General features: G+C 43.3%; 17 protein-coding genes and 1 tRNA gene. 8 read left to right on the top strand and 10 right to left on the bottom strand.

The features are described 5' to 3' along the window. Positions 1 to 4 precede the first annotated feature (4 nt). From H6849_04855 to H6849_04875, 5 genes are read left to right on the top strand one after another with little or no spacing between them, the layout of a single operon-like run. Positions 5 to 889 (top strand): 4-hydroxybenzoate octaprenyltransferase, encoded by an 885-nt coding sequence (locus H6849_04855; GenBank protein USO01386.1) that lies wholly within the window; start codon positions 5 to 7, stop codon positions 887 to 889. Continuing rightward, a complete protein-coding gene (locus H6849_04860) occupies positions 873 to 1304 on the top strand; it encodes a prepilin peptidase (GenBank protein USO01387.1) in 432 nt (143 codons plus the stop codon). The genes H6849_04855 and H6849_04860 overlap by 17 nt, the downstream gene beginning before the upstream one ends. A gap of 7 nt (positions 1305 to 1311) precedes the next feature. Beyond that, positions 1312 to 1968 (top strand): phospholipase, encoded by a 657-nt coding sequence (locus tag H6849_04865; GenBank protein ID USO01388.1) that lies wholly within the window; start codon positions 1312 to 1314, stop codon positions 1966 to 1968. Then, the gene (locus tag H6849_04870) at positions 1910 to 2944 is read left to right on the top strand and encodes a malate dehydrogenase (GenBank protein USO01389.1); all 1035 of its coding nucleotides are present in this window, start codon (positions 1910 to 1912) and stop codon (positions 2942 to 2944) included. The genes H6849_04865 and H6849_04870 overlap by 59 nt, the downstream gene beginning before the upstream one ends. 38 nt (positions 2945 to 2982) lie before the next feature. Continuing rightward, positions 2983 to 3369, top strand: coding sequence for a hypothetical protein (locus tag H6849_04875; GenBank protein USO01390.1), 387 nt, complete (start codon positions 2983 to 2985; stop codon positions 3367 to 3369). Here the strand turns inward: H6849_04875 and H6849_04880 are convergent. From H6849_04880 to H6849_04915, 8 genes are all read right to left on the bottom strand, one after another. Beyond that, positions 3366 to 4754 (bottom strand): hypothetical protein, encoded by a 1389-nt coding sequence (locus H6849_04880; GenBank protein ID USO01391.1) that lies wholly within the window; start codon positions 4752 to 4754, stop codon positions 3366 to 3368. The genes H6849_04875 and H6849_04880 overlap by 4 nt on opposite strands. Beyond that, positions 4751 to 5554: a TatD family hydrolase gene (locus tag H6849_04885; GenBank protein ID USO01933.1), complete on the bottom strand. Its 804-nt coding sequence runs from the start codon at positions 5552 to 5554 to the stop codon at positions 4751 to 4753. The genes H6849_04880 and H6849_04885 overlap by 4 nt, the downstream gene beginning before the upstream one ends. Beyond that, positions 5541 to 7073 (bottom strand): methionine--tRNA ligase, encoded by a 1533-nt coding sequence (locus H6849_04890; protein ID USO01392.1) that lies wholly within the window; start codon positions 7071 to 7073, stop codon positions 5541 to 5543. The genes H6849_04885 and H6849_04890 overlap by 14 nt, the downstream gene beginning before the upstream one ends. 11 nt (positions 7074 to 7084) lie before the next feature. Beyond that, positions 7085 to 8029, bottom strand: coding sequence for a hypothetical protein (locus tag H6849_04895; GenBank protein USO01393.1), 945 nt, complete (start codon positions 8027 to 8029; stop codon positions 7085 to 7087). Then, a complete protein-coding gene (gene tmk, locus H6849_04900) occupies positions 8022 to 8705 on the bottom strand; it encodes a dTMP kinase (protein ID USO01394.1) in 684 nt (227 codons plus the stop codon). The genes H6849_04895 and tmk overlap by 8 nt, the downstream gene beginning before the upstream one ends. After that, a complete protein-coding gene (locus H6849_04905) occupies positions 8705 to 9859 on the bottom strand; it encodes a D-alanyl-D-alanine carboxypeptidase (protein ID USO01395.1) in 1155 nt (384 codons plus the stop codon). Before H6849_04905 ends, tmk begins: the two co-directional genes overlap by 1 nt. Before the next feature lie 21 nt (positions 9860 to 9880). Next, positions 9881 to 10672, bottom strand: a complete 792-nt coding sequence (locus H6849_04910) for a septal ring lytic transglycosylase RlpA family protein (protein ID USO01934.1) — start codon at positions 10670 to 10672, stop codon at positions 9881 to 9883. Positions 10673 to 10737: 65 nt separating this feature from the next. Further along, positions 10738 to 11493 (bottom strand): YdcF family protein, encoded by a 756-nt coding sequence (locus H6849_04915; GenBank protein USO01396.1) that lies wholly within the window; start codon positions 11491 to 11493, stop codon positions 10738 to 10740. Positions 11494 to 11710: 217 nt separating this feature from the next. Between H6849_04915 and H6849_04920 the strand changes: the two genes are divergently transcribed. After that, positions 11711 to 12586 (top strand): ATP-binding cassette domain-containing protein, encoded by an 876-nt coding sequence (locus H6849_04920; protein ID USO01397.1) that lies wholly within the window; start codon positions 11711 to 11713, stop codon positions 12584 to 12586. Between the two features lie 8 nt (positions 12587 to 12594). Beyond that, entirely contained in the window at positions 12595 to 13479 is an 885-nt protein-coding gene (locus H6849_04925) for a hypothetical protein (protein ID USO01398.1), read from the top strand. Here H6849_04925 and H6849_04930 read toward each other — a convergent pair. After that, entirely contained in the window at positions 13476 to 14099 is a 624-nt protein-coding gene (locus H6849_04930; GenBank protein USO01399.1) for a hypothetical protein, read from the bottom strand. The two genes, H6849_04925 and H6849_04930, sit on opposite strands and share 4 nt — an antisense overlap. Before the next feature lie 185 nt (positions 14100 to 14284). On the opposite strand from H6849_04930, the gene H6849_04935 reads away from it, so the two are divergent. Next, complete coding sequence (locus H6849_04935; GenBank protein ID USO01400.1) at positions 14285 to 15547, top strand: peptidoglycan DD-metalloendopeptidase family protein; 1263 nt, start codon at positions 14285 to 14287, stop codon at positions 15545 to 15547. Between the two features lie 178 nt (positions 15548 to 15725). Here H6849_04935 and H6849_04940 read toward each other — a convergent pair. Continuing rightward, positions 15726 to 15800 (bottom strand) — tRNA-Gly (locus H6849_04940). Positions 15801 to 15842: the final 42 nt, after the last annotated feature.

Below are 15842 nucleotides of genomic sequence, written 5' to 3' on the forward strand. Positions count from 1 at the left end.
TTAGATGCTACAGAATACGGATTTCAGTGTGAATTTCAAAGCCCTTTATTTACTCATGCGGTTGAATCGCCCAATTGGTTTTTTTCTTCTTTGGTGGCCATGTGTGTGGGGATTGCTTTTAGCAGGAAGCCTCAAAAATATTGCACTTCCTCAATGGCCTCTTCTTTTGACTGTGTCGATCGGTGCCCTTTTAACACGGACATTGGGCTGCATAATCAACGATATCACTGATTGCCGTATTGATGCCCAGGTGGAACGAACAAAAAACCGTCCGCTTGCTAAGGGTAGTATCTCCCTCCTACAAGCAAAAATCGTGGGTGCAACTCTTGCTTTTGGAGCTTTCATCACTCTTCTCTTTTTGCCGCCGCAAACGTATCTGATTGCGCTTATCGCAGCAGGACTAATTGTTCTTTATCCTTTTGCAAAACGCTTTACATCTTACCCACAGGTAGTGCTGGCATTCACCATGAATATGGGACTTCTTCTCACCTATGTGGGAGCAACAGGATCTCTTAATATCCCCATTAGCGTGTGGTTGGCCTATTGTGCGGCCGGAGCCTGGACATTAGGTTATGATACAATTTACGCTATGCAAGACGCTGAGGACGATAAAAAACTGCGCATTGGATCAACAGCCCTTCTCGGAGATACAGGAGCCAAACGCCTGATTTTGCTTAGCTACACCCTCAGTTCTCTTTTACTGTCATTAATTCCCCTCTTTACGGAAGTATCGCGAAACTTTATTTCTGGCCTTATCTTGTGGGTGGTTTTTCTGATGTGGCAATTTTTTCGTGTCATTTATAAAAATGACCTAACACTTGATGACCTCTTTCACAGCAATGGTTATGGTGCGATTTTTTTAGGGCTCGCCTTTGGACTTCTTAACTAGCACGTATATTCTTGCCACAGCAAGTACCTGTATTTACGCGGCATACACAGATATACGCTGGCAATCCATTAACCATATCTCCTGGATTATACTAGCTATTTTGGGGATTTTATTTGGCTGGGGGAACTTCTCTTCTTCTTACCTTATCATCGTGGCAATACCACTTGGAATCTACGCCATTAACAGAGTATTCCATCACAGCATCGGGACAGGTGATCTCTTGTTTATCGGTGCGGGGAGCCTCCATCTTACTCCCCATTTTTGGGGGTTTTTTTACATGATCTCAGGAGTTTTGGGACTCTTCCTCTGGAGTTATTACCGCATACGGTTTCCACACATAAAAAATATTCGAATCCCTCTTGTCCCTGCTCTTGGATTAGGTCTACAGTGGTGTATATTAAGTCAACAAGGATGAGGCCGCTATGAAACTTGCCGATTTCTCACACAAGCTTATCCGTGGACCTGAATCAGGGGAAGCAACAGGGGCGATTATTTTTCTTCATGGATACGGTTCCAATGGCCATGATATGATTTCTCTTGCAGATCACTGGATTAATGACCACCCAACACTTGCCTACATTGCCCCGAACGCACCAACGCATCATGAATCAAGTGCCTTCGGCTATCAGTGGTTTTCACTACAGGACCGCTCGCACACTGCCTTGATGGATGGACTTGCCCACACAACAGCCTCCCTGAATAGCCTTATAGATGACGTTACAAAAGCATGGAAAATCCCCAGTCATCGTATTGTTCTCGTTGGGTTTTCCCAAGGCTGTATGTTAGGGATTTACCATGGCCTTTACAGCAAACATATATTTGGGGGTGTTATTGGGTTTAGCGGACGGGTGATTCCCAATAATTATATCGCGCCTTTACACAAGCCCCCTCTCCTGCTTATTCACGGGGGTGACGATGATGTGGTCCTACCTGAGGATTACCATGAGGGGCTTGGGTATCTCCATGAACACCGCGTTGGCTACGAAGCACTTTTTCGCCCCCACCTTGGACACAATATTGATGAGGCTGGCATTCAAGCAAGTCGCCGTTTTCTCAACCGAATTTTTCAGACACGTTAATACTGATTGGAGACATATCATAGCACACCGTCATAGAATTGGCTTTATCGGAGCAGGAAATATTGGAGGAACAGCAGCACTTTTAGCTTGTGTTGAGAAACTTGGGTCAATTGTTTTGTTTGATATTAATCAAGGGGTAGCCAAGGGAAAAGCTCTTGATATTGCACAATCTCTGCCCATCCAAAACATTTCTAGTACGGTAATTGGAACGGCAAACCCCAAGGATTTAGCCGGCTGTAGTGTAGTAATTGTGACAGCTGGCATTCCACGCAAAGCAGGAATGAGCCGTGACGATCTCCTTGATATCAACGCAAAAATAATGAAAAGCTGTGCTATCATGGTACGGGAAAATTGCCCGGATGCATTTTGTATTATCATCACGAACCCTCTTGATGCAATGGTATGGGCCTTTGCAAAAATATCAGGACTTCCAGCACACATGGTCATTGGCATGGCTGGTATTCTTGACACAGCGCGCTATCGATATTTTCTGAGCCTTGCGCTCAAATGTGATCCTTGTCAAATTCAGACGCTCGTCCTTGGTGGTCACGCAGATGCGATGCTCCCACTGCCCTCGCACACGACAGTTGCCGGGATCCCTCTCCAACACTATATCGACACGCAAATGATCACATGGCCCGAACATGATAAAATTGTCAACCGCACACGTATGGGAGGAGGTGAAATTGTCGGCCTTTTAGAAAATGGGTCAGCCTACCATGCACCCGCCGCTGCGGCTTTGCAAATGGCACGTTCATACCTATTCGATGAACGAAAATGCCTACCTTGTGCTGTTTATCAAGATGAAATTTTGGGTGTACGCGATATTTATGCCGGCCTTTCTGTGGTAATATCGGGAAATGGCGCTCGAGACGTTATCATACCAACACTAACTGCAGATGAAGAAGAGCAGTTGCGCACCTCATTAAAAGGTGTGGAAAACCTTATCCAGCAAATAAAGCCCCATGTGTACTAATACTGTTATATTTTTTCAATAACAAAAAGGACTCTCTCATGAAGCATCGTATAATGCGTATTTTTATTGCTATTCCAGGGATTCTCGCTGGCATTTTCAGTTGTGCTGCCTGCCCAATGTGCTTTCCAGTCTATGCCTCTTTAGTAACCTTTTTAGGCATTGATCATAGCACTGCCGATGTATATCTGTTGGTGATTATGTACGTATCGTTGGCTACCAGCTTATGGCTTATGTATACATCTGCTCGCCAGAAACGGGCAGGATGGGGCATTTTTTTTATTGCGTTTGGTGCAGCAGCCCTCGTTGTATATGCAAAGATCAATAACATGCCCTTTACTCTTTATCTCTCCCTTGCGATTTATTTTGGATCTTTTATTTTTAGCAAATATACTCTGAGAAAATTTGTTCACCGTACGCTTAGTTAAGAGTTCATATTTTTTGTAAGATTTGAGGTTCGCCATATCCCTTGGTGAAACCGCCACATAAAGACGATAATATTTGCAATCACAAAGCCACTTTGAGTCACCCACGTATATTCAGGAGCAACGTACACATATCTATTCATAAAATATATGGGCAATACACCAAAAATCCACACGTTAATGGTATTGGCAATCATCAAAAATCGTGTATCACCAGCGGCTGTTAATACTCCGGCGAAAATCCATCCAAATCCATCAGCAAACGCATAAAGACCGATCAGAACTAAGGACACCTTTACAGCTTCTATAATGCGCGCATAGTCCATAGGGTTCATATTTTCACAAACGAGTCTATCAATTACAAAATCGGGAAATAGTGCCACGGGCCCAATAAGAAAAAAAACGGATAGTCCCATAAACAGAATACCATTCCACAAGGCCCTCTTCACATAAACAAGCTCTCGCGAACCTAAAGCATTGGCAACCAAGGATGATACGCCACGCTCTACGCCACCAATAACATGGGCAGCAAAAACGAACAGTGTATGAAAGACGCTGAAAGTTGACATGTGCACAAATCCCATAGAAGCTATAATATACGAAACAGCCCCCCATGCACTTAACTCCATCATGTGCATAACAGACGACGGTAGGCCCACCTTAATGCAAGTTATAAAAAGTTTCGGTCTAAAAAAACACTGTGTGGTGCCATAACGCTTGCGAAATTTGGGATGAAAAAAGATAGCCAATAAAACAAGTGCTTCAAAAAATTCAGCAACTATTGTTGAGAGAATAGCTCCTTTAATACCCATTGGTTCCACAAAACCACCGCAACCAAGTGCCAGTATCACACACGCACCTGCATTGATGACGTTGGCTAGAATAGCCCCAAATGTCACAATTCCTGTGCGTCCGATTGCGGTAAAAAAACTATTGAGAGCAACCACAACGCCCATAGGAAAAACAAAGTACATGCCCCACGAATAATAAATCCGGCCTTCTTCGCGCACGAGGGGTGCAAGAATGTAATCTGGCAAAAAAGCCCCCAAAGGAATTGTGAGGATATTAATGATTAGCGAAAGCCATATCATCTGCCAAATGGGAGAGGCAACTTGGGTATACTTACGGGCACCATTCAACTGTGCCGCAAAAACCTGGGAGATTCCCACAACACCATAAATTCCCAAAGTAATGACAGCAAAGTTTGTTCCCGCCGCCGTCAGGGCATTGACAGACTCCATCGAGTAATTGACCAACACAAGACGATCTACAAGGAACATTGTTCCACGCGAAACGTTAGATAATACAAGCGGAATGATCAGCCAAAAAAATTCAGAAAATGATCCTGATGCGTGTTTTGTCAGTCGATCATACGAAGTTCCTGTCATCGGGGGACTCGCGTAAATAAAGAATGAAAGTTTTCCGTTGTTTTTTTTGCAATTTCTGCGGTAGAGACCCCCTTGATATGAGCAAGTTCTTCAGCAGTATGAACCACATAGCTTGGTTCATTCGAACGTCCACGGAATGGAACAGGAGCTAAATACGGCGCGTCCGTTTCAATCAACAACCGATCAAGGGGAACAGTGCGCAAAACAGAACGAATATCTTCTGCTTTTTTGAAGGTTACAATGCCTGAAACTGATATATAAAAACCCAAATCTAATACCGCATTGGCAAGATTTTGTGTGCCACTAAAGCAATGAATAACCCCTCGCGCACGCCCTGCAAACTTCTGCAACACTGCTAGTGTATCTTCCTCTGAGTCACGTGTATGCACAATCACAGGTAAATCATGCGCAACTGCTACCTGCATATGCGTATCAAACATAGAAATTTGCACGTCCCTTGGACTGTGGTTGTAATAATAATCCAGGCCTGTTTCACCCAACCCCACAACCTTGTTCCGCAAGGATGCAACCTCCAAAAATGCGCGCACATTATCTGGGGTGGAGTGATGCACAGTATCTCCCGATTCATGCGGATGAACCCCTGCTGTTGCAAAGATATTTGAATAGTTATTAGCTATACTATATACATCTTCAAATTCCTGAATCTTCGTATTAATACATAACATTTTTTCCACACCTGCGTCTTTTGCTCTTTGAAGAACACCCGGTAAGTCCGCAGCTATCTCCCCATAGTTCAAGTGACAGTGACTATCAATAAATACAACGTTATCCAAGAACATTACCTCTTTCTTCATGGCGCGGAAAAAGCTGCATAAGATCAGCAGAAAGGGTTTCCCCAGTAGACACATGGGCACTCTCAATGGCCAAAAATGTACGATTATTTCCCGATATCCCCAGCATCGTTAAGAGTTTATCCGCTGTATCCGGCATAAGCGGTTGCAGATAAATCCCGACCATTCGCAATGTTTCCAAAAGTACATACAGTACGGTATCCAAACGATCTGTGTCCGTCTTACGTAAATCCCACGGTTTTTGAGAATCAACATAGCGGTTTGCATTTGCAATAATGAGCCAAATACGTTGTATCATCGTATGGATTTGTTGATTCTTCATTTCCTCACGCATATCAGGTAATGCTTGACGGGCGCACGAAAGCAAGGCGCTATCTACGGCGTGTATTTCTTTTGGATGCGGAATCCTAGCATGAACATGCTTATGCACAAAGCTCAAAACACGTTGCGCAAGGTTACCAAGGTCATTGCTCAGCTCTGTTGTAATACGGGCACGCAAAGATTCTTCTGAAAAATCGCCATCATTCCCAAACGGCATTTCACGCATCAAGAAATAACGCGTTTGGTCGACACCATAGGCATGCGCAACCGCAAAAGGATTAAGGGTGTTTCCCAAAGACTTTGACATTTTTTGCTTATCACGCGTCCACCAACCATGGACAAATAGACGTGAGGGAGGGAGCAAATCTGCCGCCATCAAAAAAGCCGGCCAGTACACAGCATGAAAACGCAAAATGTCTTTTCCCACAATATGCAGTGATGCATTCCAGAAAGCAAAAATATCTGTATTAACGTCTGGATATCCTAGAGCCGTAATATAGTTCGTCAGCGCATCGATCCACACATACATAATATGTGCCGGGGCATCTGGGACCTGCACGCCCCAATCAAATGTTGTTCGCGACACACATATATCGTTTAACCCTCTTTTGACAAAACCAAGCACTTCATTACGCTTTGCCTGTGGAGCAATAAAATGAGGGTTTTGTTCATAAAAATCCAGTAATTTATCCTGCCACTGGGATAACCTGAAGAAATAACACTCTTCTTCTACCCACTCTACAGGAGCACCCGTTGGGGCCTTGCCCGCAATGATCTCTGTTTCATCGTAAAAAGCTTCATCTCGTGTTGCATACCACCCCGAATAGGTCGAAATATAAACCTGATCGTTCGCAAGAAGCTTTTTCCATAGGTGCTGAGCAGCCTGCTTATGACGTTCGTCGGTTGTTCGAATGAAGGCATCGTTGCTAATATTAAACACTGTATTCAGTTGCACAAAGCGCTGCGCCATCTCATCAACATACGTTTGCGGGTGAATACCCTTATTTTGCGCAGACTTTTGTACTTTTTGCCCATGCTCATCCGTACCAGTCAGAAAAAATACTTCATGGCCATCAAGGCGATGAAATCGTGCCAAAACATCTGCCGCAATAGAGGTATAGACCTGGCCCAAACCAGGGTCAGCATTCACATAATAGATCGGTGTTGTTACATAATATTTTGACATAAAGGTTTTTCTTAGCGTTCTGATATCCAAAGAGTTGATAGACTTTGCCATAATATACTGGATAAATCGAGATTTAGCGTACGATAGTGAGTGATATTTTTTACAAAGTTGTCATACGTTTGCATCAATCGCGCAAAACGGGGAGTCATTCCCCTCTCCTGAGATCCCTGCTGCAAAAGAGTGCGCTCAATCCACATGAGCTGATGATCCCACATGGCTTTATTTGCAGCAGAAAACCACGACTTAATGAACTGGCCGATGGTTGTTTTGGTGCCATCGTTTGTCACAAGGATGTGTACGTCTTCCAAGTATCTTGTAAGTCCATGCGCATGAATGTGCTTCATTAATCCGGGTTGCCCTTGCACAAGAGACAAAAGGGTATCCTGGGAAGAAAAATTATTTATCATACAGTAGTCTTTCATCTCTTCAGAAGATAACGGATTGAAAAACAGCTGAGCGGCCCGTGATTTTAACGTTGGTAGCAATCGTTCAGAGCGATGATTGATAATAATAATGCACACATGGTCAGGAGGCTCCTCAACAATTTTCAGCAGTGTATTTGCTCCTGCAACACTTAAATCATCAATCGCATCAACAATAAGAACCCTATAATCTGATGCACGCTCAGGAGACATACGAAAAAAATGCAACACTTCCCGCACTTTAGCAATACTAATATGTGTACCTTCTTCACCAGAGTTATCACGACGCAACACACGAACACCCGGGTGTGCTCCTAACCGTATAAGGTGATGAGCATGCCTAATAGCATTGCTATCTAGAGAATTTTGTGTGACAAGGCAAGCAGCAAAATCACACGCAAGCGCCCCTTTTCCCACTCCCTGCAATCCTTGAAAAACAACCGCATTCGGGAGTGTGTTGCGTTCATACCAATGCAAAAGCTGTGCCCAAATGTGCTGATGTCCAATCACATTTGGCGGGGTAGAATCAGACATCTGCTCTCTTTTTAGGTAACGGTACGGGCGCTTCCTTCAGTTGAGGAAAGCGCACCTGGAGAATATCAACAAGATACGTATGTGTTTCATGAGAGGATTCTTTTGTATCAACCCGCATCATACGTGCCTCAGCTTCAAGACAAAGCCCTTGAAAGGCCTCGCGAATGCGTTTATGAAATGCAAGGGGAAGCTTATCAAAACGGTCCTTTTCTTTGTCACGGGCATCAAGACGTTGCAGCATTAATTCCTCAGATATCTCCAAAACAAAGGTAAGATTGGGCCACACATCTCCAATCGTTTTGGCGTAAATTTCATCAACAACATCAAGCCCCAATCCCCCCACAATCCCTTGGTATACCCGGCTTGAGTCTTGAAATCGATCACAAAGAACCCATTTTCCATCATTCAAAGCAGGCAAAATCACCGAGTGAATATGCTCATTCCTACTCGCCAGCAACAAAAAATACTGGCTCCACAAGGACCATCCCTGCAGATCTGGATCCAGAAAAAGTTTCCGAATCATCTCACTTTGAAGGCATCCTCCTGGCTCTCGCGTAACCACATGGGGAATTGCGCTATGCTTCAAAAATTCTGATAGCATGGAAATTTGGGTGGTTTTTCCTGTCGCTTCTCCACCCTCAAAGCTTATAAAAACCCCTTTACGTGGTGTAGACATTATTCACTATGCCCAAAAAGCAGGTAGTGTAAACCGTGAGATATCTTTCCAAAAAAGCCAATTGCTCCCACATCCTCCATCGCAAAAACAGGAACCGATATTTCATCCTGAACCGACGAGCCAGTCACGATTAACTGCCCAACCTCATCTCCTTTTTTTAAAGGCGCAGGAAGCGGGGCATTAACACGAACCTCTGCCTTAAGACCCTGTACATCCCGACGTGCAAGAGTAAAATAAACATCTTTGTTCGTCGCCACGGAAATGCGATTTTTACTCCCAAGCCACACATCAAACTCCGATAACCCTACATCTTTTGTTGCTACTTTTACTGTACGAAACTGGGCCATCGCCCATGTAATTAACGAACGGGCCTCATCCCGGCGGGCTTTTTCTGTTTTCAATCCGTTAATTACTAAAACGATGCGTGTTCCCTTTTTCTCGCAAGACAGACACACACCGTAACCGCCGTCATCCGTAAATCCTGTTTTTAATCCATCAACGCCATATTGCTCCTCACCAAGCAGAGGGAGCCTGTTGGGTTGCAGAACCCCATTATGTTCAAAGCTTGGGATGGAGTACAATTGTTTATAAAACTCAGGAAAATCTTGAATTGTTCGCACACCAAGAATTGCAATATCTTTTGCTGTGGAGTAATGCCCTTGGGAAGGCCATCCGGATGCATTCACAAAATTTGTTTGGGTCATCCCAAGCTGACCCCCAACATGATTCATCTCTGTGGCAAAAGCCTCTTCTGATCCGCTAATACCCTCAGCCATAGCAACGCTGGCATCATTTCCCGACAGCACAAGAACACCAAGGAGAAGATCTTTGAGCATAACATCCGATCCAATCTCAAGAAACATCCGGGATCCACCCATACGAAAGGCGCGATCACTCGTATGAAAAAGATCATTCTCCTTTAAATCATTTTGTTTCAGGCGCATCAGGGCGACATACGCGGTCATCATTTTTGTCATTGATGACGGCGACATTTTTTGTTCACTATTTTTCGCCAACAAAACTGCACCGGAATGAAAATCAACCAGATATGCTTGCTTAGCTTTTGTATCAAATATGGGCGTATGTGCCCCGCAATCCAGAGAGAAAATACCCAAAAATAAGGCAGCTAGTATAAGACGAAAAAAAACGATCATGTCGTATCTTAAAAAGAAAATCTATCTCATATTCATACGCGGAGATTTAGACTTTGGCAAGGGTTGTGGGCGTTTTTGAACCCTCGTCATGTGCAATACATGATGACTTTTCTGTGAGGCCATAGCGGCATAAGTACTTTTTTCCCCGCGTTTTCCATGAGGAAGTGCGCTTGGTTTAATAGCCCTTAAAATTCCATCACTACGATCTCTATACGCAACCCTAAGAGGAGTACGCGCAGAAGATATGTTCTTTGACTTTTTTTGAGACGACGAAAGAGAAGTCGGTGTAAAAAATGATCGCCGAGAGCCGCGGCTGTAGGTGCGTGCTCCTTTTGCCACACGGACACTATCGTCAACAACCGCTTCTATGCGCACCCGTGCTGTCCCCTTTTCATAAAAACCCAAAATTTTAGCCGCCCGTTCAGAAAGATCAATAATGCGCTTTTCCGGTGAGGCAAAAGGACCTCTATCATTTACCTTTACCCGAATTGAGCGTCCATTTTCGAGATTAGTCACTTTCACGACACAAGGCAATGGGAGTGTCCGGTGAGCCGCTGTGAGACCATCTTTACTAAAAATTTCGCCCGTTGAGGTCCGTCGTCCATGAAAAATATCACGACCTCCGTAGTACGAGGCATATCCTTCTGATATATATTCGTAGTGTTCTTGAGGTTTATAACGCACACCTCTTATTGTATAGGATCTTGAGGTAGCTTTAGTCGGTGCAATAGTTTTGATACCTTCATAATAACGACTAAAATAATCGGAATAATGGCCCGAATTATCCGTACTTGCACACCCCCATAACAACAAGGGAATTAGGGTTATTAAGGCAATTTTTGTGTAAAGTTTTACCAACTCTTTTATCACGACCAATCCTATTTAATGCGCCCATCCAATGAATCGATTACATGCATAAGAAACTCATGGACAGCTATTTTCCAAAACATTATACCCTTAAAAATACTAAAATTAAACGAATAACCTTCATTTTTTTTTGTCTTATAGTCAGTGGGGTACGGGGTCACGTTCCATCCAGCTGCTGTAAAATTCCGAACAGCCCGAGGCATATGATAGGCAGAGGTTACCAAAAGCCATTTATCGTTACCAGGGTTTAACTCGCGATAGCTGACATGCGCACTTTCAGCTGTTGTGTTGGAACGAGTATCATATGTAATATTTGGCACTTCTTTTTGCACATAAGATAGATGGCGACGCAAAATATCACCTTCTTGATAATGATTAATATAGGGAACTCCGCCCGCCATAAAAAAGTATGGGAGACCCGGCTTTTCGTGCATAAGCTTAATGACGTGAGACATCCGTGGGCCGTTAATACTAAAAGCCGCTTGCTTGCGCGACACACTCACATCACGGCTTATCATACCCCCGATAACTAAAACTCCTTTTACGTCATCTGGTACTGTCCTTACAACAGGATAGGTGTTCTCTAGGTGTGCCACATACATACCTGGAAAAGGGGTCAGAACTGTAACAAAAAAACCAATAGCTATAGTATGATTGAGCCAAAAAATAAGAGCGCCACGATGAAAAAATGACACCAACGAAACACCCAAGATCATAATAAGCAAAATAGCATCAAAATTGACGATGCCCCAAACCAAAAACCGCATGCGCTTTTTAACCCTACTTTTAGAGCATCCTAAGGAATTTATTCAATAGAGCAATATATTTTTATCGGCTGCCTAACAGAATATATCCCCAAAAGAGAAATAGTTAATATTTTATTAATTACTTAAGAATCAAGAAAAAAAACAAAAAATATCAAATTGCTGTGGATTTATCTACAATTTATGCTAATATTTATTATGAGATTAAACTGTATATTAGATGGTCGATTCAACTGAGATACTGTCGCTACGCAATGTAAGCCTTAGTTATGAAAATATTGAAGTATTTCGTGACATATCTTTTGTTGTTTCAAAAGGAAGTTTTTATTATTTAACGGGAGAAAGTGGGGCTGGAAAAACATCGCTTTTGCGTCTTATTTATATTGATAATTTAGAATATCAAGGAAAAATAAAGCTTTTTGAGCAAAACATCAAAGTGCTTCCCCGCAGAACCCTTCCGCACATTCGCCAGCGTATCGGTGTTGTTAAACAAGAACCTGGGCTTATTGCGCATTTAACAATTCTTCAAAATACGATGCTTCCCTTACTGATACAAGGGATCTCACCTTCTAAGGCAAGTCGACGTGCCTTTCAGGTTCTTTCATGGATAGGCCTCCAAAACTACCTAGAGCAACTACCAAGTATGCTTTCGGGGGGGCACAGCCAAATGGCTGCGCTTGCTCGGGCGCTGGTTATTAACCCAAAAATCGTTATTGCAGATGAGCCAACGGGCAACCTTGATATGAAGAATGCCCGCAAACTGATGACTATTTTTGAAACACTTCACAAACTGGGAACAACTATTGTTATAGCAACACACAATCAAACAATTGTGCAAGAGTTTCGGCATCCAGAGGTTCGCTTGGAAAACAAACATCTTCTCTTTATACATGAGCAGGAGGCGGTCTCCCAAACAGGAACAAACAGCACCACACCATCACCGGCTATTGCCACACATGCATCTAAAGTAACTGATACGGCAAGTGGTGAATCCCTGCCGCACATGCAAAAAATAACCCCTCTTCCCAAAACAGAGGGCCGCACATCTGTGCACAAATCTCCCTACTCATCTTTTTACAATACAATTAATCCCTAAGGTCCTCCATGAAGCTTCCTTTTAACATTATTCCTCTTGAATCAAGCAAATCCAGCGGTTGGATGTGCTGGGTAAATGGGATTATTATTTTTCTGGCGCTTTTTTTTGTAACAGGCGCCCTTATTTTTCAAGGAACGATACAAAACTGGCACCATCAAACCAGGCATGGATTTAGTGTTTCTTTACCCCCAGAAGATAGAAAAGCATCCAACATGGATTTTGCTAACCAAACAAAAGTTTTAGATCTTCTCAAAAGCAATCCAGCTGTGCGTAACTACCATGTTCTTTCAAAATCCACCATTCACGCAACAACCGACCTTACGTACAATGATCACCTGGCCCGCACACCAACCCCTATTGTTATTGACGTAGAAACCCATCCCACCATGATAATTGATTTTTCAAAAATTACAGCTGAAATTAGTTCTCTTTATCCTGGGGCGACAGTTTCGCAAAATCGTGAGTGGCAGGAAGGGCTCTTAACGCTTGCTTCAGGTATCTATAAATTAGGACTTTTTCTCACCGCGCTGGTTTGTTTCATTACACTTTCAATCATCTCATTCTCAACATATACCGGCTTAATGATTCACCTAGACATTGTGCGTGCTCTCATCCAAATGGGGGCAAACCGCAATTTTATTGCCAATAGATTCCAACTCCATGCCCTAACAACCACAGGAATTAGCAGTCTCATCGGTGTTGGATTAGGGTTAATCGCTGTTATTATTTGCCTCGCACTTAGCCTACAGGCCGACTCCTGGCCAAGACTTACCATTCAGTACGGACAGGTAATACTCGCGATCTTTGGGATTCCTTTATTTCTTATGTTTCTCACTGTGATAACATCTCAGCTAACTGTATTTGTTGTGTTAAGACGCCTCAAACTTTGCTAGGAGGGGGGAAGTTTATCAAGACTAAGGATAATCTTACCAGGTTCATTGCACACAACATTAATAGTCATTTCACAAGAGTCAGCCAGGATCCGCATGAGCCATGCCTGCGCATCATGCACATCCACATCCACCATATCATCAGAAGTATCACCAACCAAATACCCCATGATTTTACCATTAAAACAAAACCTAAGATCTTCTATGGTAATATGAATTTTGGTTTTCTGTGACGAAAGAGAAACATAAAAAGGACCGGTTGCAACTTGAGTAATCATAATTATAAGAACGCTAACTGCCTGAACATCAGGAGTAGTTAAAACCATGAAATCAGCCGAAACAGGGTGATAGTTTCCACCAAATACCTTTATAAAGGGGGTTGTTTTTTCTGTGAATGACTGAAGGTTTGTAATAGTTGAATCACCGGTCGCACCAAAAGCAAGACGAAACATTTTCAGTTTCTCATTTAAAGAAACAGCGCCCTCCTTCATAAAGCTCAGAACCTCTTCGTCTATAGCCTGCATGCCTGAAAGCAACTCTATGCCATTAAGGGTACTAGAAGCAGGCGCAATAAGATCGTGGAGAATCTTAGAAACTAACCGTTGGTGGATGCGAAGATTCATGCTAGGTTTTCAACTCTTGTTTAACTCTATCTATGCTATAAACCCTCATTCTCGTACAGATTTTTTTGAATTTTATCATTTTTGCACTCTGATCCATGACTTCACCCTCCCCTCGTCACCTGAATAAGAAACTATACAAGGTTATAGTAAGCGTTTTTTGTGTTTTGTTGGCGTATTACCTGGCAATGCCCGAAAAGATTCTGCTTGTATCTTCTGGTAAGAGATCCTCCCAAGAGGAGTTATCGGAATTGCAAAACCCCGAAAATCTGATCCGTGAGGATCCTCTGGATATTCAATCAGGTGATACACTTTCCTCTATCTTGGCAAATGAAAAAATTGTCAAAACACAGATTCATGCTGCTCTTAAGGCCCTACAAACACTTTTTAATCCCCGCGATTTGCGTCCCTCGCATGAGGTTTTCATCACAACATCCCCACACGAAGATGGAGAATCCCGCAATTTACTGACTCTTCTTATTCACCCGAGCTTCAATACCGAAATCACCTTAGAGCAAAACGAAAAGGGTGGTTACGACGCTCAAAAATCCCACCGCAAACTTCAGCGCCATGTAAAAAGTGTTGAAGGCGCGATTCGCTCGAGTCTCTACGTCGATGCCCTTGGATTGGGGCTTCCGAGCAAGGCAGTCCATCAAATGATTACAGCGTTTAGCTATGCTATTGATTTTCAACGTAACATACACCCTGGGAATAGGTTCCGTGTTTTGTATGAAGTACTGCACGATTCTAAAAATAAATCGGCTGACGTTGGGCGTGTTCTTCTTGCAGAAATGGAAATTGATAACAAGCCTATTACGGTTTATTTTTTTGATATCTTTGAGCAATGGACTGGCTACTACCATAAAAATGGACGTAGCGTACAAAAATCACTCCTGCGTACCCCCATTGATGGCGCCCGTATCTCCTCTGGTTTTGGTAAACGAAAACACCCTATTCTTGGCTTTACAAAGCATCATAAAGGTGTTGATTTTGCGGCCCCACCAGGAACGCCCATATACGCGGCAGGTTCCGGTGTCATCGAACAAGCGGGGCGTAATGGTGCCTACGGAAACTATCTTCGTATTCGTCACTTTGGAACAGCCCTAAAAACGGCCTATGCACACCTTTCACGCTTTGCCCAAGGCATGCGCGCGGGGAAAACAGTCCGTCAACGCCAAATCATTGGTTATGTAGGGGCTACAGGGCGTGCAACAGGCCCCCATCTGCATTATGAAGTCATCAAAAATGGTCAGCAAATCAATCCTATGCATGTAAAAACAAGTAGCAACATCACCTTGTCAGGAAAAGTAAAAGCACACTTTGACACACACACCGCACATATCGATCATCTTTTTGAGATTGCCCGCAAATCCGATGTATCCACCCCCATTATCATTGAAAAAAATCTTTCTCTCAAAAAAAAGAAGCCGGTCAGCACACCAGAATCATAGGGGCGCATAATAAAAAAGTATTCCAAACACGCCCACAAAAGTAATACTGGTATCCCACAGTTAAAAACCGTGCTCCAAAAGCCCTCACCGAACAGGGACTCACTCAAGAGCTGTTTTTTTGGCAAGGGATAAGAAGTGCAGAAAAATCTGTGAAGCAAGTATCGCTTTTGCGTTTACATGGAGCGGGCGAAGGGATTCGAACCCTCGACCCCAACCTTGGCAAGGTTGTGCTCTACCCCTGAGCTACGCCCGCATCTGATATGCCGAAAGAATAGTCAAAATTTTAAGTTTTGCA

The sequence above is a fragment of the Alphaproteobacteria bacterium genome, assembly GCA_023898725.1.
In the GTDB taxonomy this organism is placed as follows: domain Bacteria; phylum Pseudomonadota; class Alphaproteobacteria; order JAUHZC01; family JAUHZC01.

Coding starts and splice junctions, on each gene's coding strand:
- H6849_04925 (USO01398.1), top strand. CDS start 12,595: ATGAAGCTTCCTTTTAACATTATTCCTCTTGAATCAAGCAAATCCAGC.
- tmk (USO01394.1), bottom strand. CDS start 8,705: ATGTCTACACCACGTAAAGGGGTTTTTATAAGCTTTGAGGGTGGAGAA.
- H6849_04895 (USO01393.1), bottom strand. CDS start 8,029: ATGTCTGATTCTACCCCGCCAAATGTGATTGGACATCAGCACATTTGG.
- H6849_04920 (USO01397.1), top strand. CDS start 11,711: ATGGTCGATTCAACTGAGATACTGTCGCTACGCAATGTAAGCCTTAGT.
- H6849_04915 (USO01396.1), bottom strand. CDS start 11,493: ATGCGGTTTTTGGTTTGGGGCATCGTCAATTTTGATGCTATTTTGCTT.
- H6849_04890 (USO01392.1), bottom strand. CDS start 7,073: ATGTCAAAATATTATGTAACAACACCGATCTATTATGTGAATGCTGAC.
- H6849_04885 (USO01933.1), bottom strand. CDS start 5,554: ATGTTCTTGGATAACGTTGTATTTATTGATAGTCACTGTCACTTGAAC.
- H6849_04855 (USO01386.1), top strand. CDS start 5: ATGCTACAGAATACGGATTTCAGTGTGAATTTCAAAGCCCTTTATTTA.
- H6849_04870 (USO01389.1), top strand. CDS start 1,910: ATGAGGCTGGCATTCAAGCAAGTCGCCGTTTTCTCAACCGAATTTTTC.
- H6849_04935 (USO01400.1), top strand. CDS start 14,285: ATGCCCGAAAAGATTCTGCTTGTATCTTCTGGTAAGAGATCCTCCCAA.
- H6849_04875 (USO01390.1), top strand. CDS start 2,983: ATGAAGCATCGTATAATGCGTATTTTTATTGCTATTCCAGGGATTCTC.
- H6849_04865 (USO01388.1), top strand. CDS start 1,312: ATGAAACTTGCCGATTTCTCACACAAGCTTATCCGTGGACCTGAATCA.
- H6849_04905 (USO01395.1), bottom strand. CDS start 9,859: ATGATCGTTTTTTTTCGTCTTATACTAGCTGCCTTATTTTTGGGTATT.
- H6849_04880 (USO01391.1), bottom strand. CDS start 4,754: ATGACAGGAACTTCGTATGATCGACTGACAAAACACGCATCAGGATCA.
- H6849_04930 (USO01399.1), bottom strand. CDS start 14,099: ATGAATCTTCGCATCCACCAACGGTTAGTTTCTAAGATTCTCCACGAT.